This window comes from Salinicola sp. CPA57, from assembly GCF_003206035.1.
Lineage (GTDB): Bacteria > Pseudomonadota > Gammaproteobacteria > Pseudomonadales > Halomonadaceae > Salinicola > Salinicola socius.
Map to the genome: position 1 here is coordinate 66,089 of NZ_PZJR01000001.1, position 20,464 is coordinate 86,552.

Here is a 20,464-nt window from a genome sequence, read left to right on the forward strand (position 1 = left end):
ATCCATGAGGTCACGATCCGCGGCGCCTAGCCTGACGCTTGGGCACGAAGCCATCCGGCTTGGTCGACAGCCATGCGGCGAAGGCGCGAATGTCGGGATGCGACAGCAGCGCCTCGCGGCTTGCATAATGATCGGCGAGTTCGCGTTCGCTCAGGGTACGGTGCAGATGGGAATGGCACGGCCGACAGACCCACAGCACCGCCATCTGCATCCGATCGCGACCATGACGCTTGCGATAGCGCGGCTTGCGGTGCAACGATCTGGGAATCAGATGATGACGCGTCAACGGCGCGGCACGCTCGCAAAGCGCGCAGCACCCGGTCGGCTCGCAGTCGGTCAGTTCGCAGTCAGTCGCCATCGGCAGGGAGTCTCCATAGCATGATCAGCGTAGAAACGTCCCCGGGTACTCCGCAACCCGGTACGAGCGAGAGGCGGGCAACCTCGTGACGCCGGCCGTCCGGCTGCTCGAGTCGCGCAAGATTCCTCATCAGGTCACCAGCTACGAACTGAATGGCGAGTCCGACTCCCAGGGTTCCTATGGCCTCGATGCCGCACAGGCGCTCTCGCTTCCACCTGCCAGCGTGTTCAAGACACTGCTTGCGCAACTCGACGATGGCCGTCTGGTCGTCGCTCTCGTTCCCGTCGATGCCACGCTGGATCTCAAGGCATTGGCCAAGGCCGCCGGCGGGCGCAGGGGCCGCATGGCTGAAGCCGCGACGGCCGAACGCACCACCGGCTATCTGGTCGGCGGCATCAGCCCGCTGGGCCAGAAGAAGCGGCTGCCGACCTTCATCGACGAGAGCGCCATGACCCTGGCGACGATACACGTCAGCGGCGGCCGGCGCGGGCTGGAGCTATCGCTGGCGCCCAACGACCTGATCGCCCTGACCGCAGCTCGTACTGCGGATCTGGCGCGACGCGGATAATCCCCGCATGTCGATAGACTTCGACCTGTGGATCGATCCTGACGATCTCGATCGTCATCGCGCGGTCGAGCGTGTGCTGGAGCACTACTTCATGGAACGCCTGGCCGACTATCCACATCTGCGTTTGCCGGGCCCCGATCCCTACGACTATGATGCGCCGTTCAATCGACTGCACGCGGTGTTGGTCGAGCGCGCCCGCGATTACCTGTTGCGCGACTATCTCTACTCGCCCACCCCGATGCAGCTGAGCCAGGCCTTCTATCGCGCCGTGGCGCGCTCCAACAAGGTCATACTGGACTGAGTCGTGGCAGGCTGAGTCGCAACGGACTAGGTCATACTGGATTTCGCTATGGTGATACACCCCAATCAGGCCCCCACCGACGAGCAGCTATCGATCATCGCCGAGCAGCTGGGCCGCCCGCCCCGAGGCCTGGAGGCGGTTGCCGCCACCGATAGCCACGGCCGCCCGCTGGTGCTGCGAATGGCCCCGATCGTCGACGAGGCACCGTTTCCGACGCTCTACTGGCTCTCCTGCGAGCGTCTCAAGATCGTGCTGTCCCGTCTCGAGGCCAGCGGTGTGATCAAGGAGCTGGAGGCCCGGTTACAGCAGGATTCCGAATGGCTCGCCAGCTATCATCAAAGCCACGCCGACTATGTCCGCCAGCGCTGGGACTTCATGAGTGACGAACAGCGCCAGGCGGTCGAGCAGCGCGGCTACTCGCAGCTGATGCGCGAGCGCGGCGTCGGCGGCATCACCAACTGGGATCAGGTGCGCTGCCTGCACACGCAGTACGCCCACCATCTCTGCGGCGACAACGCCATCGGTCGCTGGCTCGACGCAGAGCATGACGTCGCGGCCAGCATTCCCTGATCGTAGACGAGGTCCCGGCCACTCCCTTTCATTCATTTTCCAGGAGCGATAGCGTGAAAATCTGTGTTTATCTGGGCTCGCGCGAAGGCAACGATCCGCGGTTCGCCGAGGCGACGGAAGCGCTGGGTGCGGCGATTGCCAGACGCGGCTGGGGTCTGGTCTACGGTGGTGCCCGTAACGGTCTGATGGGCAGACTGGCCAACGCCTGCCTTGCCGAAGGCGGTGACGTGATCGGCGTGATGCCCGAACATCTGGTACAGCGCGAAGTCTCGCATCACGGCCTGAGCCGGCTGATCCGGGTCGACAACATGCACGAGCGCAAGGCGGCCATGGCCGCACATGCCGATGCGTTCATCGCCCTGCCCGGCGGTATCGGCACCCTGGAGGAGCTGTTCGAGATCTGGACCTGGCGCTATCTGGACCTGCACGGCAAGCCGATCGGCGTGCTCAATGTCGCCGACTTCTACTCGCCACTGCTGACCTTCCTCGACACCACCGTCGAGCACGGTTTCCTGGATGTCGAAACCCGTCGCACGCTGTTTTCCGAGAGCGATATCGAGGCCTTGCTGGACCGTCTGGCCGACAGTGCAGCATGAACGAGACCGGGCTGGAAAACGACCGGGCTTGAGTGAAGCGATTCGAAGCTCGGTAACGCACGCCGTACCATCAAGGAGGATTACGAATGCATGCCATCGCTATCGAAGCCAATCAGATGATCTGGCGCGAGCACGACGCCCCCGGCGCCTTGGGTGCCAGCGACGTGCGAATCAACGTCGCCTGGGCGGGAATGAATCGCGCCGACTTGATGCAGCGTGGCGGCAACTACCCGCCGCCGCCGGGAGAGTCCGAAATACCGGGGCTGGAAGTCAGTGGCACGATCAGCGAAGTCGGCCACGGCGTCGAGCGTTTCCGGAAAGGTGACCGGGTCTGTGCCCTGCTTGCCGGCGGCGGCTATGCCGAACAGGTCGTCGTCAATGAAGCGCAGGTGCTGCCCATTCCCCAGGGCCTGGGGCTGCGTGAGGCCGCCGCGCTGCCGGAAGTCTTCGCCACTGCCTGGCTCAACCTCTACATGGAAGGCGCCGTTCAGACCGGCCAGCGCGTCCTGCTGCATGCCGCCGCCAGCGGCGTGGGCACCGCGGCGATTCAGCTCTGCCGAGTGTTCGGCAACCCCTGCTTCGTCACCGCCGGCAGCGCCGACAAGCTGGAGACCTGCTATCGACTGGGCGCCGACGCCGGCTGGAACCGGCATGACGGCAGCTTCGTCGAGGCGGTCAAGAACTGGGGCGGCGCCGACATGATTCTCGACCCGGTAGGTGGCGACTACATCGCCCAGGATCTGGCCGTACTGAACGCGGATGGCCGACTGGTGCTCATCGGTCTGATGGGCGGGCTGGAAGCGCAGATCAACCTGGGCCGCATGCTGATGAAGCGCCAGCGGGTGATCGGCTCGACCCTGCGCTCGCGCTCGGCGAAGGCCAAGGGGGCGATTCTCGATGCGCTGTACGCCCACGTCTGGCCCAAGCTGGTCAGCGGCGACATCAAACCGCTGATCGCCGGGGCCTGGCCCATTCAGGAAGCGGAGACGGCGATGCAGCATCTGTCCGACAATCGCAATACCGGCAAGATCCTGCTGAGCGTCAGCGGAGAAGGTTGAGGCGCCGCCGGGCCGTCGTCCACGATCAGCAGGCGATGGCGGCGAACTAGTCGAGATTCAGCGTGGCTTTATAGGTCAGCTGCAACAGGCGGGCGTCGTCACCGGCACGATGACGGCGTATGTCGTGCTGCTCGGCGATCCGCTCCTTGGTCGCAGCCCAGCACTCGGTCTGCGCCTCGCTCAGCAGTCGTCGCAGTGCTTCCAGCCGAAACCGCGGCAGCATGCCGGCCTGATCGAACAGCAGCGACAGCCAGGTATTGTCGTAGCCCCAGCAGTCGCTGTAGGCGATACCGCTCGCCGCCAGCTCGTCGTTGAGCCAGCGCGCGACTTCGATCGGTGGGTGACCTTCACGCAGCAGACGCGATCGGGAGATGCCGTGCAGCAGTTCTGCCTTGGGATCCCAGTGCGTCCACGCCTGGATCGGCTGGATCAGGAACGCACAGCGACTGCCATCGCCACGGGCCAGGCCGATCTCGATGGGATAACTGCCACGGCCAAAGCCGGAAGCTTCGATGTCTAGCAGGGTGGGCAGCAACACGTTGCGGGCTCCCTCTCCATGATGCCGTCTCATCTTGCGACGCCGATGAGGCATCATCATGACAGCGTTGGGGCGTGACTTCATCCCGCCACCGGAGGGTGACGGGGTTCACGCGGAGTGCTCCGACGGTTGCGGGCGGTCAGTGCGTGGCGAGCGCGGCAGGCGTCTCGCCGTTGGGTCCGTCTGCAGCGAGATTGTGCGCCCAGCGCTGCCATTCGTCCGCACGCACGGGGTCATGGGGCAAGCCCAGCTCACCGCGGCGATACGCATCGGCCAGCCGCTGCGCCGCCTGGAGATGTCCATTCTCGCCGGATCGCGCGTACCAGGTCACCGCGTGATGCACGTTGGGCTGATACTGCGAGCAGCCCAGCTCGTAGATGCGTCCGGCCTGATACTGAGCGTGGCTGTCGCCCTGCTGGGCTGCCTGCAGCACATAGCGCGCACCGGTCGACTTGTCCCGCGGCGAGATTCCGCGATGCATCAGCACGCGACCGTAGAGCGAGCGCGCCGGTACGTGGCCGGCGTCGGCGCAACGCTTGAACCAGCGCAGCATGAAGCGCTGCTTGCCCGGCGACCCCGTCATCCAGCGCGTGTGGCTGAGCTGCGTGGCCAGCTGAAACTCGAAGCGCGTAAAGAAAGAAAACGTCTGTGGCATAACTGACAGTGACCCTGGAGACTGGGATCCGTTGACGGTCCGAACTACCGTGTCGATCTGGAGGCCTCTTGTTCTCTATGGCCGCACGCTGTCTGGACAGCAGGACAGCGTGCCGCTTTTTTACAATCCATGGCGCGTCGGAATCGACTCTACACAGGCGCGCTCGACCGGGGCCGAGCGGCGAAAGGCCGCAAGAATACGCCTGCCCGGGCAGCGACTCAACCCCTGACGCCCAGCCCTGGTTTGCCGCCTCACAGCGGCGCCAGTAACATACGATTTTCACCGCCTTTTTCGTCTCGGTCCGGTTCCTTTCGACCCGGCTTTTTTACACTCTGGAGCGCAACATGCAGCGACGCCCCCTAGGCAATACCGACATGCAGGTCTCGCGTCTGTGCCTCGGCACGATGACATTCGGTGAACAGAACACCGAAGTCGAAGCGCACCAACAGCTCGACCGGGCCATCGCCGCCGACATCAACTTCATCGACGCTGCCGAGATGTACCCGGTGCCGCCGAAGCCCGAGACTCAGGGGCGCACCGAAGCCTATATCGGCAGCTGGCTGCAGAAACGTGGCAAGCGCGACGATCTGATCATCGCCAGCAAGGCAGCGGGCGCCGGCCGGGGCATGGAGCACCTGCGTGGCGGCCCGCGACATACCCGCGAGCAGATCCATCAGGCGCTGGACGCGAGTCTGAAGCGCCTGCAGACCGACTATCTCGATCTCTACCAGCTTCACTGGCCGGACCGGCACGTCAACTGCTTCGGTCAGCTGGGCTACCTGCCCGGCGACGACAGCGATGCCACACCGCTGGAAGAGACCCTCGGCGCGCTGAAAGAGGCCATGGAGGCAGGCAAGATCCGCGCCGTGGGACTCTCCAACGACACCCCCTGGGGCGTCATGCGCTGCCTGCACCTGGCCGAGACTCAGGGCCTGCCGCGGGTCGCCAGCGTGCAGAACCCCTACAATCTGCTCAACCGAAGCTTCGAGATCGGCCTGTCCGAAATCGCTCATCGCGAGTCCGTCGGCCTGCTGGCCTACTCGCCGCTGGCGTTCGGTGTGCTTTCGGGCAAGTATCTCGACGGCCAGAAGCCAGCCAAAGGTCGGCTGACGCTGTTCGAGCGTTTCTCCCGCTACACCTCCGAACTGGCGAACGAGGCAACGCAGGCGTACGTCGACATCGCCCGCGAGCACGGCCTGGATCCGGCCCAGATGGCACTGGCCTACGTCACCTCGCGGCCGTTCGTCACCAGCAACATCATCGGCGCAACCACCCTCGAACAGCTCGATGCCAACATCGACAGCGACTCGCTCACGCTTTCCGACGAGGTACTCGACGCCATCGAGAGGGTTCATCAGCGGATTTCCAATCCCTGTCCTTGAAGCTCGGCCCCGGGGCGCGTTGTTGAAACGCGATCCTGACGCTCGCCGACAGCAGCGCACCATAACGAATCGTTCACGAAACGGATAAGCACGCCATGCTCAGCATCCTCTCTCCGGCCAAGACGCTGGACTTCGAGACGCCCCCGACGACCCGGGACGTCACCCGCCCCGACTATCTCGATCTGAGCCGGGAGTTGATCGACATCCTGCGCGGCTATTCGCCCCAGCAGCTATCGAAGCTGATGGGTATCAGCGACAAGCTGGCCGGACTCAACGCCGCCCGTTATGCCGACTGGAAGACGCCGTTCTCGCTCGACAATGCCAAGCCGGCAGCGCAAGCGTTCCAGGGCGACGTTTATATCGGACTGGAAGCCGGCAGCTTCAGCGCTGCCGACAACGCCTTCGCTCAGGACCACCTGCGGATTCTATCCGGGCTCTACGGCATGCTGCGCCCGCTGGACCTGATCCAGCCCTATCGACTGGAGATGGGTATCCGTCTGGAGAACGCCGCCGGCAAGGACCTGTATGCTTACTGGCAGGATCGCTTGACCCCGGATCTGGACAAGGCGGTCGCCGCCAGCGGCAGTTCGACGCTGGTCAATCTCGCCTCCAACGAGTACAGCAAGGCGATCGACTTCAAGCGGCTCGAGGCCGATGTCGTCTCGCCGGTCTTCAAAGACGAAAAGAATGGCCAGTTCAAGATCATCAGCTTCTACGCCAAGAAGGCCCGCGGGTTGATGGCAGCCTGGCTGATTCGGGAACGGATCGAGAAGCCGGCGACGCTGGCCGAGTTCGACGTCGCCGGCTATCGCCATTCGCCGGAAGAGTCGAAACCGGGCAAGCCCGTCTTCTGCCGACGCGAGCGGGATCGCGAGTAGATCGCCACGATCGTGCTATCGGGCGATAGGACGATCGCGACCAAAGAATCAGGCCGGAAGCCGGTACGTTCAGCTTCCATTCATGCCCGTCTGCGACAATGCTCGCAGCAACGAGTGCGCTCGATCGAGACTCGTTTCGAAACCCGCATCGGTTCGAAACCCCTGTTCGGTCGCAATCCGCATCCATCCGGCCTCTTGCCGGTTCGGGCTCGGTACTCGTCCAGGACAACGATTTTCAGGAGAACGCCATGCGCCATCTGCTCGTCATGTTAATGGTCGGCCTGCTCGGCTTCAGCGCCGCCGTCGACCACGCCGAGGCCCGCCGGCTGGGCGGTGGCAAGAGCTTCGGTTCCTATTCGCGTTCGGCCCAGCAGCCGACCCCGACCACCACGCGCAGCAACGCCGCCGCGCCGCCGCGTCAGCCAAGCGCGGGCCTGTCCCGTTTCGCCGGTCCGCTGGCCGGCATGCTGGCGGGCGGCCTGCTGGCATCGCTGTTCTTCGGCGGCGCCTTCGACGGTTTCCGGATGCTGGACATGCTGCTGATCGCGCTGGTGGCGTTCATCGCCTTCCGGTTCATTGCGGGACGTCGACGCCATGCGCCGGCCGGCCATCGCGACGGCGGTCAGCCGCGCGACGCGGCGCACCACGATGCCAGCTCGCAGCCGGCACCGTTCATGGGCGGCAACGCCACCGGAGCGAGCGCCGGCGGTATCGCCACCGAGCCGCAGTGGTTCGATCGCGAGCGTTTCCTGACCGGAGCCAAGGAGCACTTCACCACCCTGCAGCGCGCCTGGGACAACAACGATCTGAGCCAGATCCAGGAGTACGTGACGCCGGAGCTCTACAACCTGCTCAAAGCGGAACGCATGGCGCAGCCGGCCAACAACCGCACCGAGATCGTGCGTCTGTTTGCCGAACTGGGCAGTGTGCAGGAACTCAAGGATGAAGCCGAAGCGACCGTATTGTTCCATGGCGTGCTCGATGAGAACGGCGAAGAGACCGAATTCAACGAGACCTGGCACTTGAAGCGGGCCCTGCGCGATGGCTCTCCCTGGTACGTTCAGGGCATCGAGCAGAATCCCGGCGTCTAACCATAAAGCTCAAGCATTCCAGCAAGCTCTGACGCAAGGCCAATAAGAAAGACCAACGAGAAAGGCCCGAGCCCTGTCAACCACAGGCTCGGGCCTTTTGCGTATATCCTCTCGCCGGCTCGTTATCGCGCCGGCTTCCGAACCGCCATCAGTCGTCGCGATCGACCGCGAAAGCCGACCAGGCCTGGCGCGTCGGCATCACCTCCACGCGGTTGAAATTGATGTGCGCCGGCAATGTCGAGATGTAGAACATCTGCTCGGCGATATCCTCGGCCGTCAGTGCGGTGGTACCGCGATACAGCTTGTCGGAAGCCGTCTGATCGCCGCCGGTACGTACCAGGGTAAATTCGGTTTCGGCCATGCCCGGGGCCAGATCGGTCACCCTCACGCCGGTACCTTGTAAATCGCAGCGCAGGTTGTAGCTGAACTGCTGAACGAAAGCCTTGGACGCGCCGTAGACATGACTACCCGGATAGGGCCACTGGCCGGCAATCGAGCCCACATTGACGATCGTCGCCCCTTCACCGACCTCGATCAGCGTCGGCAGCAGCGCATGGGTCACATTGACCAGGCCGGTAACGTTGGTATCGATCATCGTATGCCAGTCCTTCAGCGCCACCTTCTGTGCCGGCTGCGGCGCCAGCGCCAGACCCGCATTGTTGATCAGCGTACGCACGCGCTTGAACGGCTCCGGCAGTGTATCGACGGCCTTCTGTACGGCCTCGTCGTCGCGCACGTCCAGAACCAGCGTATGCACCGCGACCTTGTCCCCCAGCTCGGCTTCGAGCGCATCCAGACGATCGCCCCGGCGACCGGACAGCACCAGCGACCAGCCGGCCTCGGCGAAACGATGGGCCGCGGCACGGCCGAAACCGGAGGTCGCCCCGGTGATGAAAACGATATCGCTCACAGTATGTTCCTCGTCAGATTTCGATAGGCCGAGCGACAGCGCTCGACGGTGTTCATCCGCTCGCCAGACGGTTCTAGCCATAGCCAGCTTCACGGGCCAGCACCCAGACCGACAGCACGATCAGCAGCGGCGCCACGGTGGCTCTCATCGAGCGTGGTCGGGAGTGCTCGAACGCCCACTGCCCCAGAATATTGCCGATCAGCGCCGGTGCCACAAGCCAGGCAGCGCGGATCAGTGTTTCCCGGCCCAACTCTGCCGCCAGCGTCAATCCGATCAGCGACGCCGTGCTGCTGGCCGCGAAGAACATGATCGCCGTGGCCCGCAGCGCCTTGGGGTGCAGTCGCTGATGAAGCAGATAGAGCATCAGCGGTGGCCCGCCGGAAGAGGCCAGCGTCATGCAGAGACCGGAAATGCCGCCGGCAGCCACGCTGGACCAGCTTCCCTTTTTGCCGCTGCCGGCCCGCGCTGGAGCGGGCTCTTCGGCTTCGACCGGCGACTCCCGCCGCAGCAACAGCGCCACGGCTCCGGTCAGGGCCAGCAGGGCGACCGCAATCCGCATCGGTGCCGTCGGCAACGAGGCCATCAGGCCCACACCCAGAGCGGTCGCCACCACCATGCCACAAAGTAGCCGCCGAAGGCGGGGCCAGTCGGCCAGACGACCGGCGCGCCGCCACAGGCCGACACTGGTGACCAGATCCAGCAGCAACGCCAACGGCACCGCTTCGATCGGCGGCAGAAACAGCATCAGCCCCAGGGCCAGCAGCATGGCGAAGCCGAAGCCGCAGTAGCCCCTGACGAATCCGGCAAAGCAGGCAAGCCCCATGGCCGGCCACAGCATTGGCATCGATGAGATCACGCTGAGGGGTACTTCCCTGATAGATCGGCCTTGATCCACCGAGCATGGGTTGCCTGCCGATATCGCTCATTCCAGATATCGATCGGCTACAGATATCGTTGGGTGCCATGAGGTTCGCTCGGTGCCGAGCGAGAACCATACCCAGCGGCTCGAAGCCCGGGTAGGGCCAGTTTGGCGTCCAGCTCGGGACATCCGGCTACGCTGTCACGACCTCTGCCGAATTCTGGCTCTACGCGTTTCGATCGCAGCGTCCTAGTCTTTGAACATCCGGCTCGAACCTCCGCAAGCCCGGCCAGGAATCAAACCCGAACAACAGGAAGCTCGCCATGACCGACACCATCATCAACGAAGACGTGTCCAATGAGTACGTCCACCAGCTCGACCGCCAGCACGTGTTCCACTCCTGGTCGACGCAGGGCAATCTCTCGCCGATGGTGATCGCCGGTGGCAAGGGTTGCCGGCTGTGGGACTACGCTGGCAAGGAGTATCTGGATTTCAGCAGCCAGCTGGTCAATACCAACATCGGCCACCAGCATCCCAGGGTCGTTGCTGCCATTCAGGCCCAGGCCGAGACCTTGACCACCGTCGCGCCAGCGCATGCCAATCTTGCCCGGGGGGAAGCGGCCAGGCGCATTCTCGAACGCGCGCCGTCCGGCTTCGGCAAGGTGTTCTTCACCAACGCCGGCGCCGATGCCAACGAGAATGCCATGCGCATGGCCCGCAGCGTCACTGGCCGCGACAAGATTCTGTCGGCCTACCGCTCCTATCATGGCAATACCGGTGCGGCGATCGTCGCAACCGGTGACCCCCGCCGGGTCCCCAACGAATTCGCCCGCGGTCATGCCCACTTCTTCAACCCGTTCCTCTACCGCAGCGACTTCTGGGCCGGCAACGAGGAAGAGGAGTGCCAGCGCGCGCTGCAACATCTCAAGCGAGTGATCGAGTGCGAAGGCCCCAGCGCCATCGCGGCGATTCTGCTGGAGTCGATTCCCGGCACCGCTGGCGTGCTGATTCCTCCCAGGGGCTATCTGGAAGGTGTCCGCCAACTGGCCGACCAGTACGGCATCCTGGTGATCTTCGATGAGGTCATGGCCGGCTTCGGCCGCACCGGACGCTGGTTCGCCCTTGAGCATTTCGGCGTCAGGCCGGATCTGATCGTGTTCGCCAAGGGCGTCAATTCTGGCTATGTGCCGGCCGGCGGGGTAATCATTTCGGATGAGATCTGCCGCCATTTCGACGATCACATGTTCTTCGGCGGCCTGACCTATTCGGGCCATCCGCTGGCGATGGCTTCGATCGTCGCCACGCTGGATGCGATGCGCGACGAAGGCATCGTGGAAAACGCCGACCGTGTCGGCAACGGCCCGCTGGCCGCCGGGCTCCAGCAGCTCGCGAAGGATCATGCCATCGTCGGCGAAACCCGAGGCCTCGGCGTCTTCCATGCACTCGAGCTGGTCAGCGATCGCAATACCCGTACCCCATTACCGGCTGCTCGAATGGGCGCCATCAAGAACGCGCTGATCGCCAAGGGACTGCTACCGTTCGTGGTCGAGAATCGCATTCACGTGGTGCCACCGTGCATCGTCAGCGAAGCGGAAGTCACCGAGGGGTTGACGATCCTCGACGCCGTGCTGGGCGAGTTTGCGGCTGGCTGATTGGTTTCCTAAGACCAGACAGCGGCGACCGGCGACATGCCGGTCGCCGCTGTCCGGCTGAACGCAGGCGTTTGAATGCGCACAGGATATCCGCCTAACCGAAGGCCCGAGCCAATCGGGTGATTCCCGGCGCAATGCGCTCGGCATCGATGGCCCCGAATCCCAGTCGCATGTAGTTGCGCGGTGGTGCCTGATCGAAGAAGTGCTGAAAGCCTGGCTCGATCAGCACGCCGTACTGCGCGGCCTGCCACGCCAGACGTTGGGTATCGACCGACTGGGGGGCTTCCAGCCAGAACACGCTGGCATGGTCGCCACCGACTCGACGACAGGCGGGGAGATCCCGACCGATGGCAGCGTCCATGATCTCCCAGCGATGACGCATTTCGTCGGCGAACAGCCTGAGATAACGGTCGTAATGCCCCTGGGAGAGAAACTGCGCCAGTTGCTGCTGCAGTCCGGAAGGCGGGTGTCGATACATCAGCCGGCGCAATGCGCGAAGCTCCTCGATCAGCTCGGCATCGGCCACCACGTAGCCCAGTCGCAGTCCCGGCGACAGCGGCTTCGACAGACTGCTCATGTAGATCACGCGGGAGCCTGCCCGGCTCGCCTTCAATGCCGGCTGAGCATGACGATCGAAATTGACCTCGGCGTCGTAATCGTCTTCCAGCACGATCTGATCGCGGCGCTGGATCTGCTCGATCAAGGCTTCCCGTCGACGGCGGCTCATGGTCACCCCGGTCGGCCCCTGATGGCTCGGCGTCACGTAGAGGTAGTCGCTCCCGGCCGCTGCCGCATCCAGACAAATGCCTTCAGCATCGATCCGCTGGTAGCTCAGCTGAGCGCCCTGCCGCAAAAAGACGTTGGCGGCTTCCCGGTAGCCGGGATTCTCCATTGCCACCCGCGTCCGCGCATCGAACAGCAGTTGGGCGATCAGAAACAGGGCATTCTGCGATCCCAGCGTGATCAGGATCTCGTCGCTGCGAGCATGAATTCCGCGCTTGGGTAGCACCCGGGTTCGCAGTTGCTCGACCAGCATGGGATCGTCCTGATCGTAGCGATCGCTCAGCCAGTGGCGTTCGCGCCGTCCGCCCAGTAACCGGCGCGACGTCTCTCGCCACTGCTCCAGCGGAAACAACCGGGTATCGAGCTGACCGTAGACGAAAGGAAATTCGTAGCTCATCCAGTTGCCGGGACGCAGGACGCCCTGCAGATGGCTGGGGCGATGGGTGAAACGACTGCCCCACACGGGTGCATCCACGATCTCGTCGCGCATCCCCCGGCCCGTTTCCAGTGCATCGGGCTCGTGGTAGGCATCGTGCAGGTAATAACCGCTGCGCGGCCGGCTGACCAGATAACCGTCCTCCACCAGCCCCTCGTAGACCAGCGCGACCGTATTGCGCGAGATGCCGAGCTGCAGCGACAGCTTGCGACACGAGGGCAGCGCCTCCTCGGTCGGGATCGTGCCGGTGTGAATGGCATCCAGCAGCGCTTCGCGCAGCTGCTCCTGCAGGCCGCGCCGGGTATCGAAGTCGAGGTGAAAATAATGATCGAGCATGCCGAGCTCCCGCCCCGTGGCTGAGCTCTAAACGCTGCAAGATTCGCGCCAGTCGACCTGTTCGACAGGCGGCCGGGGTTCGGAACTGTCCCGAGCATGACGAGAATCTGGCCTGTAGTGCCGTGCAGCGCGAACTTTAGTATGAGCCAACCATAACAACGTCAATCACGAGGACTACATCATGGGCAGCACCTTCCCTGGCGTCATTGCCTTCGCGCTGATCGCCGCCCTGCTGGTCGCCGGCAGTCTGCTGCGCAGTCGTCTTTCCTGGCTGCGTGCCAGCCTGATCCCCGGCAGCATCGTCGCGGGGATCATCGGCTTCGTCGGACTCTCCGCGGGGCTGATTCCCGGCTATGGCCCTTCGGATTTTACCGCGCTGGCCTTCCACTTCTTCACCCTGAGCTTCATGTCGCTGTGTCTGACCGGCAGCCCCAAACCGGCCGCGGGCGAACAGCGTCAGGGTATCGTCGGTGGCGGGCTGTGGTTGACGCTGATCTGGACCGCCAGCCTCGGCGCTCAGGCGGTGATCGGTTATGGCTTGATGGCGGGCTACGACCTGATTACCGACAGCGATCTCAGCCCGCTGCTCGGCGCCATCGTCACTCATGGATTTACCCAGGGGCCGGGCCAGGCGCTGACCTACGGCACGATCTGGGAGAACGATTACGGCATTGCCAACGCCGCGCAAGTGGGCGTGATCTTCGCCTCGCTGGGCTTCGTGGCCGCCTTCCTCGTCGGTGTACCGGCCGCACGCTATTTCCTCAAGCGAGGGCTCAACGCCAATCGCCATTCGACGCTCGACGACGACTTCGTGCGCGGCTTTCACACGCCCGAGACTCAGCCTTCGGCCGGCAGACAGGTGTCGCACGCCGGCACCGTCGACTCGCTGGCCTGGCATCTGGGCCTGCTGGGCGTGGCCTATGTCATTACCTATGCATGGCTGAGTGCGATGCAACCGCTGGTGGCGGGCAATCAAGTGCTGTCGGTGTTCTTCAGCTATAACCTGTTCTTCATCCACGGGCTGACGGTCTGCGTGCTGATGCGAATGGCGATCGACCGCTTCGGCTGGGCCGCCAAGGTCGACGACGACACGCTCAAGCGCATCACCAGCGGCTCGGTGGACTTCATGGTCGTCGCCACGCTGATGAGCATCCAGATCGCCGTGCTGTCGGCCTTGCTGGTGCCGATCCTGCTTATCGCGGTCGCGGTGACGACGGTCACCTTCTTCGGCGCGATGGCGATCGGCAAGCTCAGCGGACGACTCGGTCCCGAACGCGCCGTCACCGCCTTCGGCTGCTGCTGTGGCTCCACCGGCACCGGCCTTTTGTTGCTGCGCATGCTGGATGCCGACTTCAGCACCTCGGTACCCAAGGAGCTGGCGTTCTTCAACATCGCGATCATCGTGGTCAACATTCCCACGCTGTTCTTCGTCGCCCCGATCGCCCCCTCCCTCGGCGCCTGGAGCTACCTGGCGATCTTCGGCGGCTACGTGATACTGATGTTGATCTGCATCCCGCTGCTGCTGAAATGGCAGCGCCGTCGGGGCGGTGAGACATCTTCCGTTCAGGAGCCCAATCCCTCATGAGCCATCGCATCTTCTCCGCCCGGCGCATCCTGACCATGAACCCTTCGCAGCCGGAGGCCACGCACATCGCGGTACGCGATGGCCGGATTCTCGGCGTCGGCTCGCTGGAAACGCTGTCGGATCTGGGAGACTTCGAGCTCGACGAGCGCTTCGCCGACAAGGTGATTCTGCCCGGCTTCGTCGAGGGCCACAGCCACGCGCTGGAAGGCGTGCTATGGGAGTATCCCTACGCCGGCTTCTTTCCCCGACAGGACCCCGACGGTCATACCTGGCCGGGGCTGACCGACATCGCTTCACTGCAGCACCATCTTGGCGAGCAGGTAGCCAAGCTCGACGCCGAGACGCCACTGATCGCCTGGGGCTTCGATCCCATCTACTTCCCGGATCGTCGCCTGGATCGCAACGACCTCGATGCCGTCGACGCCGAGCGGCCGATCGTGGTCATTCATGCCAACCTGCACATGATGACCGTCAACAGCGCCATGCTGCGCGCCTCGGGACTCGAATCGCAGGCCGACATCGAGGGCGTGGTGACCTTCGAAGACGGCCGTCCCAACGGCGAGCTGCGCGAGATGGCAGCGATGTTCGCGATCTTCGACTCGCTCGACCTCGATCTCTTCGACCGCGGCAGCGAGGAAGCGACACTCGAGCGCTACGCGCGCATCGGCCAGCGCCACGGGGTGACCACGCTGACCGACCTCTACAATCCGCTGAGCGAGGCCGGCGTCGAGAGCATGCAGCGCACCTGCAACCGGGACGACGTGCCGATGCGGCTGGCGCCGGCGATGAGCGCGCTGACCTACACGCCCGAAGACGGTATCGAGCGGGTGCTGGGCTGCCGCGACAAGAGCAGCGACAAGCTCCATTTCGGACTGGTCAAGCTGATGACCGACGGCTCCATCCAGGGCTATACCGCACGCCTCATGTGGCCGGGCTACCACGACGGCTCGCCCAACGGCATGTGGAACGCCGAGCCGGAACGCCTGACCGAGATCGTGCAGCGCTATCATCAGGCCGGGCTGCAGCTGCATATCCACACCAACGGCGACGAGGCCGTCGAGCTGATGCTGGACGCCATCGAATCGGCGCTGGAACTGTGGCCGCGGGCCGATCATCGCCACACCCTGCAGCACTGCCAGATCATCAGCCACGCCCAGTTGAAACGCGCGGCACGACTGGGGGTGTGCCTCAACATGTTCGCCAACCACCTCTACTACTGGGGCGACATCCACCGCTCGCGCACGCTGGGTTTCGAGCGCTGCCAGCGCCTCGAACCGCTGGCCTCGGCGGATCGCCTGGGCATCCCCATCGCGGCGCATTGCGATGCCCCGGTCACCCCGCTGGCGCCGCTGTTCACGGCGTGGTGCGCCGTCGCCCGTCAGACCGCCAGCGGCGAGGTGCTGGGGCCCAACGAGGCGCTGAGCGTGGAACGCGCGCTGCGCCTGATCACGCTGGACGCGGCCTACACCCTCAAGCTGGACGACCGCGTCGGCAGCCTGGAGGTGGGCAAGCTCGCCGACATGGCGGTGCTCGACGAGGACCCGCGCGAGGTGCCGCTGGCGCGGCTGGCCTCGATCGGCGTCGCCGCGACGGTCGTCGGTGGTCGCGTCTTCGACAATGGCTGAGCCCGACGCCGATCCGATCCCGGTGATACTGATTGCCGGCTATCTCGGCGCCGGCAAGACCACCTGGCTCAACGCCTATCTGCGAGACGGCGTGGCGCCGGATACGCTGGTGCTGGTCAACGACTTCGGCACCATCAATGTCGATGCCGAGCTGATCGACTACGCCGGGGAGCGCCTGCTCAAGCTCAGCAGCGGCTGCCTGTGCTGCTCGCTGAGCGACGAGCTGGGAACCCAGCTGTCGCGTATCGGCCGTTGGCCGGCGCCGCCGGCGGCGCTGATCATCGAGACCAGCGGCGTGGCCCGGCCGCGCCGGATCGCCGACCTGATCCGGGTGGCGCGCCGCTTCCGGCTGGCACGCATCGTCACCCTGGTCGATCTGGCGAGCCTGGCACAGCGGCTGATTGACAGCCGCGTCGGCGAGCTGGTGGCCGATCAGATTGCCAGCGCCGACACCCTCTCGCTCAATCGCGGCGACGATCTCGACGATGCCGAGCGCGAACGATTGATGCGTCGGCTGCATTCGCTCAATCCCCATGCCCAGGTCGCTCACGCCGGTTTCAGGACCGGACGACGGGAGCGAGCGGCACCGAAGCGACCGCTGACATTGCGCCGTACCGACGAGCGCGACCCCGACTGGCAACGCTTCGCGATCGCGCTTCCCTCCTCGCTGTCACGGCAAACGCTGGAAGCGTTGCTGACCGAGCATGCCGACGGCCTGGCGCGAGCCAAGGGGTTCCTTCAGGCCGACGGCCGGCACTACGTGTTCCAGTGGAGCGGCGGACAGGCCGAATGGACGCCCACTGCGCCACGCCCGGGGGCCAGCCAGCTGGTGGGAATCGGCTTTGCCGGGGCACCCTTGGATGCGCTGATCGCGGCACTGAGGGCCCTCGCCTGATTTGCCGGCAGCAACGCCGATCTGGCCAGCCGATGTTCATCAACTGGCTCTACAGCAACAGCTCCCGGATTCTTTAGGGTGGGATCACCGGTACGCAATCGTCACGACCCATCACCGACACCAACAACAATGAGAGGGTGTACTTCATGATGCGCTTCCCGAACCGCAAATCCACCGTCAGGTTCCCACTGTCCCGTCTCGCCGCCAAGGCCATGGCCGGTACGCTGATGGCACTTTCCCTGTCGACTGTGTCGCTGGCGACGTTCGCCGCCGACCTGCCGGAGATCGAAAGCCGCGGCTATCTGAGCGTGGCGACGGAGGACAACTACGCCCCGTTCAACTTCATCGAGGATGGCAACGCCAAGGGCTTCAACACCGACATGCTCGAGGAGCTGCGTAACTACGCCGACTTCGAGATCCGCCAGGACATCCTGCCCTGGACCGGCCTGCTGGCGGCCGTCTCTACCGGCCAGTACGACATGGCGCTGACCGGCGCCTCGGTCTCCGACGAGCGCCTGCGGGTGTTCAACTACACCCCGCCCTACGCCTCCGCCCAACACTTCGCGATCAAGCGCGCCGACGACGACAGCATCAACGACGTCGACGACCTCAGCGGCAAGAAAGTGGGCGTTCAGGCGGGCAGCGTGCTGCTGTCGCGGCTGCCGGAGCTGAAGAAGATGCTCGAGGACGACGGCGGCGAGCTGGGTGAGGTAGTGCAGTACGAATCCTACCCCGAAGCCTTCGCCGACCTGGCCAACGGCCGCCTCGATTTCGTCATCGACTCGGCCGTGCCGGTCAACACGCTGGTGACTTCCAAGCCGGACGTCTTTGCCAAGGGCCCGGCGGTCTCCGGCGCCGGCTACGTCTCCTGGCCGATCCCCAAGTCGAGCCCGGAACTGCTCGCCTACATGACCACATTCCTCGATCACATGAAGGAAACCGGCCGTCTGGCCGAGCTGCAGGAGAAGTGGTTCGGCGAGAGCTTCCCCGATCTGCCCGACGAGCCGTTGGAAAGCGTCGAGCAGTTCCACGAGCTGGCGGGCCTGGACGACTGATCCTGGTGGCCCGATCGTCGAGTCGCACGACACACCTCATCGCCTGACACGTCACAGCGCCTGACACGTAACATCCTTGGCGCCGCAGGTTTGCGCGGCGCCTTCCCCGTTCTCAAGTCTTCGGGAGCCGCCCATGAACGCCAGTGCCTGGCAGATGCTGCTCGAGGGCGCCTGGACGACCGTCTGGATTTCCGGCGTATCGATCGCCATGGGGGTCACGGCCGGCCTGATGCTGGCCCTGATCCGCCTCGCCCGCATTCCCGTCATCGATCAGATTCTGGTGCTGTATATCAGCCTGGCGCGTGCCACGCCGCTGGTCACGCTGGCGCTGTTCATTTTCCTCAGCGCCCCGACCTTCGGCATCAACCTCGATCGCAACGTCGCCGGCATCCTGGCGCTGACGCTCAACACCACGGCGTTCAACGCCGAAATCTGGCGCAGCGCCTTTCGCAACTTCTCCCGCGATCAGCGCGAGGCGGCCATGGCCGCCGGCATGACACCGTGGGTCACTTTCCGGCGCATCATGCTGCCGCAGATGATGATCACCAGCCTGCCCGGATTGATCAACGAGATGTCGTTTCTGATCAAGGGCAGCCCGGCGATCGCGGTGATCGGGATCGTCGACCTGACCCGGGTCACCAATCGCATCTCGGCCGTCACCTACGAACCCCTGCCACCGATTCTGGTCGCCTGCGCGCTCTACATGGCCGCGATCGGCTGCCTGGTCTGGCTGCAGCGAATCGCCGAACGTCGCGCCAATCGGCTGGCGGTGTGATGGGCCAACAACGACAGGGCGGCAGTCCCCAAACGCCGAGGAGGCGCCATGAGTAACTGGGAGATTCTGTGGAGCGCCCGTGACCAGTTCTGGAGCGGATTCTTCAGCACGATGGAGATCTTCGGCCTGTCGATCAGCGCTGCATTCCTGATCGGCTGCGGCATGCTCTATCTGCTGGAGGGAAGCCGGCCACGCCTGACCGTGCCGCTGCGGGTAGTCATCGACGGCATGCGGATGCTGCCGTTTCTGATCCTGGCCTATCTGCTCTACTACGGTCTGCCGGCGTTCGACATTCGTCTCGATGCGTGGTGGTCCGGCGTCGGGGCACTCGCGGTCTACCACGGCTGCTATTTCGCCGAGATATTCCGCGGCACCCGGCTGACCTTCCCGCCCGGCCAGGTCGAAGCCGCCAAGGCGCATGGATTCACCAAGGGCAAGATGTTCTTCCGCCTGATCCTGCCCCAGATCGTGATGCAGACCCGGCCGCTATTGGGCAACCAGCTGATCTACGCGCTCAAGGACACCGCCTTCCTGGTAATCATCACCGTGCAGGAACTCACCGCCGCCGCCAATAGCCTGTCGGGAACCTATTTCATCCCTACCGAGGCCTTCATCGTGGTCATCGGCTTCTACTGGGCGGTCAGCGTGGTCATGGAGATCATCATCAAGCAGTGTGGCCGCTTCAGCGCCAAACGGGGGTTCGACAATGTTTGAGAAGAACACGTCTGAAAGGGTCGGGGCTGAACAAACCGTGCCTGACGCAGCCCGCAGCGAGCGGACCGCGGTCTCGATCCGCCATCTGTCGAAGAGTTTCGACGGCGTCGAGGTCCTGCGCGACGTGGATCTGGAGGTGCGCGAAGGCGACGTGGTGACGATTCTGGGCTCCTCCGGCTCCGGCAAGTCGACGCTGTTACGCTGCATCAACTGGCTGGAGCAGCCCGACCGCGGCAGCATTCATATCGGCGGCCAGCGCATCGGGGTCAACGACGCCGGCCGGCCCATGCCGGTGCGCGAGCTGGCCAGGGTTCGCGCCCGTACCGGCATGGTCTTCCAGAGCTTCAACCTGTGGCCGCATCTCAACGTGCTGCACAACGTCACCGAGGCGCCGATCCACGTACTGGGCAAATCGAAGACCCAGGCCGAGGCCCACGCTCGCGAACTGCTGGAGAAGGTCGGCATGTCGCCCAAGGCCGACGCCTACCCCAGCACCCTCTCCGGCGGCCAGAAGCAGCGCGTGGCGATCGCTCGCGCCCTGGCGATGCAGCCGGAGGTGATGCTGTTCGACGAGCCGACGTCGGCGCTCGACCCGGAGCTGGTCGGCGAGGTGCTGTCGGTGATCAGGGATCTCTCCGCCGAGGGCTACACCATGGTCATCGTCACCCACGAGATGGCCTTCTCCCGGGCGGTGTCCGACAAGGTCGTGTTCCTGGACAAGGGGCTGATCATCGAACAGGCGGACCCGGAGACGTTCTTCACCAACCCCAGTACCGAGCGGGTACGCAAGTTCCTGGAGCGCGAAGAGAGTTGAAACGAAGACCGGCCATCGAAGACGGTGAAA

22 protein-coding genes are annotated in these 20,464 nt (G+C 64.4%); 16 read left to right on the top strand and 6 right to left on the bottom strand.

The window, feature by feature from the left end; translation table 11 throughout:
* Positions 1 to 10 precede the first annotated feature (10 nt).
* Positions 11 to 358, bottom strand: a complete 348-nt coding sequence (locus DOM36_RS00245; protein WP_075568263.1) for a hypothetical protein — start codon at positions 356 to 358, stop codon at positions 11 to 13.
* 85 nt (positions 359 to 443) lie between these two features.
* Here DOM36_RS00245 and ybaK point away from each other — a divergent pair, with 85 nt between their 5' ends.
* The 5 genes from ybaK to DOM36_RS00270 all read left to right on the top strand — a co-directional run bounded on the left by ybaK (position 444) and on the right by DOM36_RS00270 (position 3,451).
* Positions 444 to 926: a Cys-tRNA(Pro) deacylase gene (gene ybaK / locus DOM36_RS00250; protein ID WP_075568264.1), complete on the top strand. Its 483-nt coding sequence runs from the start codon at positions 444 to 446 to the stop codon at positions 924 to 926.
* A 7-nt stretch (positions 927 to 933) separates the two neighbouring features.
* Positions 934 to 1,227: a hypothetical protein gene (locus DOM36_RS00255; RefSeq protein WP_075568265.1), complete on the top strand. Its 294-nt coding sequence runs from the start codon at positions 934 to 936 to the stop codon at positions 1,225 to 1,227.
* A 48-nt stretch (positions 1,228 to 1,275) separates the two neighbouring features.
* Positions 1,276 to 1,797, top strand: coding sequence for a DUF501 domain-containing protein (locus DOM36_RS00260; RefSeq protein ID WP_110640494.1), 522 nt, complete (start codon positions 1,276 to 1,278; stop codon positions 1,795 to 1,797).
* Between the two features lie 53 nt (positions 1,798 to 1,850).
* On the top strand, positions 1,851 to 2,393 hold the full coding sequence (locus DOM36_RS00265; RefSeq protein WP_075568267.1) for a TIGR00730 family Rossman fold protein: 543 nt from the start codon (positions 1,851 to 1,853) through the stop codon (positions 2,391 to 2,393).
* Between the two features lie 86 nt (positions 2,394 to 2,479).
* Positions 2,480 to 3,451: an NAD(P)H-quinone oxidoreductase gene (locus tag DOM36_RS00270; protein ID WP_110640496.1), complete on the top strand. Its 972-nt coding sequence runs from the start codon at positions 2,480 to 2,482 to the stop codon at positions 3,449 to 3,451.
* Between the two features lie 46 nt (positions 3,452 to 3,497).
* Here DOM36_RS00270 and DOM36_RS00275 read toward each other — a convergent pair whose 3' ends face one another.
* Entirely contained in the window at positions 3,498 to 3,989 is a 492-nt protein-coding gene (locus DOM36_RS00275) for a 3'-5' exonuclease (protein ID WP_232823678.1), read from the bottom strand.
* Positions 3,990 to 4,128: 139 nt separating this feature from the next.
* Positions 4,129 to 4,644 (bottom strand): tetratricopeptide repeat protein, encoded by a 516-nt coding sequence (locus DOM36_RS00280; RefSeq protein ID WP_075568269.1) that lies wholly within the window; start codon positions 4,642 to 4,644, stop codon positions 4,129 to 4,131.
* 344 nt (positions 4,645 to 4,988) lie between these two features.
* Here DOM36_RS00280 and DOM36_RS00285 point away from each other — a divergent pair, with 344 nt between their 5' ends.
* From DOM36_RS00285 to DOM36_RS00295, 3 genes are all read left to right on the top strand, one after another.
* Complete coding sequence (locus tag DOM36_RS00285) at positions 4,989 to 6,026, top strand: NADP(H)-dependent aldo-keto reductase (protein WP_110640498.1); 1,038 nt, start codon at positions 4,989 to 4,991, stop codon at positions 6,024 to 6,026.
* A gap of 95 nt (positions 6,027 to 6,121) precedes the next feature.
* Positions 6,122 to 6,904 carry a peroxide stress protein YaaA gene (gene yaaA / locus DOM36_RS00290; RefSeq protein WP_110640500.1) on the top strand — a complete coding sequence of 261 codons (783 nt, stop codon included), beginning with the start codon at positions 6,122 to 6,124 and terminating at the stop codon, positions 6,902 to 6,904.
* A gap of 248 nt (positions 6,905 to 7,152) precedes the next feature.
* Positions 7,153 to 7,995: a TIM44-like domain-containing protein gene (locus DOM36_RS00295; protein WP_110640502.1), complete on the top strand. Its 843-nt coding sequence runs from the start codon at positions 7,153 to 7,155 to the stop codon at positions 7,993 to 7,995.
* A gap of 148 nt (positions 7,996 to 8,143) precedes the next feature.
* Here the strand turns inward: DOM36_RS00295 and DOM36_RS00300 are convergent, their stop codons facing one another.
* Together DOM36_RS00300 and DOM36_RS00305 are read right to left on the bottom strand one after the other, a co-directional pair.
* Positions 8,144 to 8,905, bottom strand: a complete 762-nt coding sequence (locus DOM36_RS00300; protein WP_075568273.1) for an SDR family NAD(P)-dependent oxidoreductase — start codon at positions 8,903 to 8,905, stop codon at positions 8,144 to 8,146.
* Between the two features lie 73 nt (positions 8,906 to 8,978).
* A complete protein-coding gene (locus DOM36_RS00305; protein ID WP_198651147.1) occupies positions 8,979 to 9,749 on the bottom strand; it encodes a sulfite exporter TauE/SafE family protein in 771 nt (256 codons plus the stop codon).
* Positions 9,750 to 10,087: 338 nt separating this feature from the next.
* On the opposite strand from DOM36_RS00305, the gene DOM36_RS00310 reads away from it, so the two are divergent.
* Positions 10,088 to 11,416 carry an aspartate aminotransferase family protein gene (locus tag DOM36_RS00310; protein ID WP_110640507.1) on the top strand — a complete coding sequence of 443 codons (1,329 nt, stop codon included), beginning with the start codon at positions 10,088 to 10,090 and terminating at the stop codon, positions 11,414 to 11,416.
* A 94-nt stretch (positions 11,417 to 11,510) separates the two neighbouring features.
* On the opposite strand, the gene DOM36_RS00315 is transcribed toward DOM36_RS00310, so the two are convergent.
* Positions 11,511 to 12,971 (bottom strand): PLP-dependent aminotransferase family protein, encoded by a 1,461-nt coding sequence (locus DOM36_RS00315; protein WP_075568276.1) that lies wholly within the window; start codon positions 12,969 to 12,971, stop codon positions 11,511 to 11,513.
* A gap of 181 nt (positions 12,972 to 13,152) precedes the next feature.
* On the opposite strand from DOM36_RS00315, the gene DOM36_RS00320 reads away from it, so the two are divergent.
* From DOM36_RS00320 to DOM36_RS00350, 7 genes are all read left to right on the top strand, one after another.
* Positions 13,153 to 14,556: a sodium/glutamate symporter gene (locus DOM36_RS00320; protein ID WP_110640509.1), complete on the top strand. Its 1,404-nt coding sequence runs from the start codon at positions 13,153 to 13,155 to the stop codon at positions 14,554 to 14,556.
* Positions 14,553 to 16,181 carry an amidohydrolase gene (locus tag DOM36_RS00325; RefSeq protein ID WP_110640511.1) on the top strand — a complete coding sequence of 543 codons (1,629 nt, stop codon included), beginning with the start codon at positions 14,553 to 14,555 and terminating at the stop codon, positions 16,179 to 16,181. The genes DOM36_RS00320 and DOM36_RS00325 overlap by 4 nt, the downstream gene beginning before the upstream one ends.
* Entirely contained in the window at positions 16,174 to 17,076 is a 903-nt protein-coding gene (locus tag DOM36_RS00330; protein WP_110640513.1) for a CobW family GTP-binding protein, read from the top strand. Before DOM36_RS00325 ends, DOM36_RS00330 begins: the two co-directional genes overlap by 8 nt.
* 146 nt (positions 17,077 to 17,222) lie before the next feature.
* Positions 17,223 to 18,131 carry a transporter substrate-binding domain-containing protein gene (locus tag DOM36_RS00335; protein ID WP_232823679.1) on the top strand — a complete coding sequence of 303 codons (909 nt, stop codon included), beginning with the start codon at positions 17,223 to 17,225 and terminating at the stop codon, positions 18,129 to 18,131.
* 133 nt (positions 18,132 to 18,264) lie between these two features.
* A complete protein-coding gene (locus DOM36_RS00340) occupies positions 18,265 to 18,906 on the top strand; it encodes an amino acid ABC transporter permease (protein WP_075568280.1) in 642 nt (213 codons plus the stop codon).
* A 48-nt stretch (positions 18,907 to 18,954) separates the two neighbouring features.
* Complete coding sequence (locus DOM36_RS00345; protein ID WP_075568281.1) at positions 18,955 to 19,620, top strand: ABC transporter permease subunit; 666 nt, start codon at positions 18,955 to 18,957, stop codon at positions 19,618 to 19,620.
* Positions 19,621 to 19,657: 37 nt separating this feature from the next.
* Entirely contained in the window at positions 19,658 to 20,434 is a 777-nt protein-coding gene (locus DOM36_RS00350; RefSeq protein WP_232823680.1) for an amino acid ABC transporter ATP-binding protein, read from the top strand.
* The last annotated feature ends 30 nt before the right edge of the window (positions 20,435 to 20,464 follow it).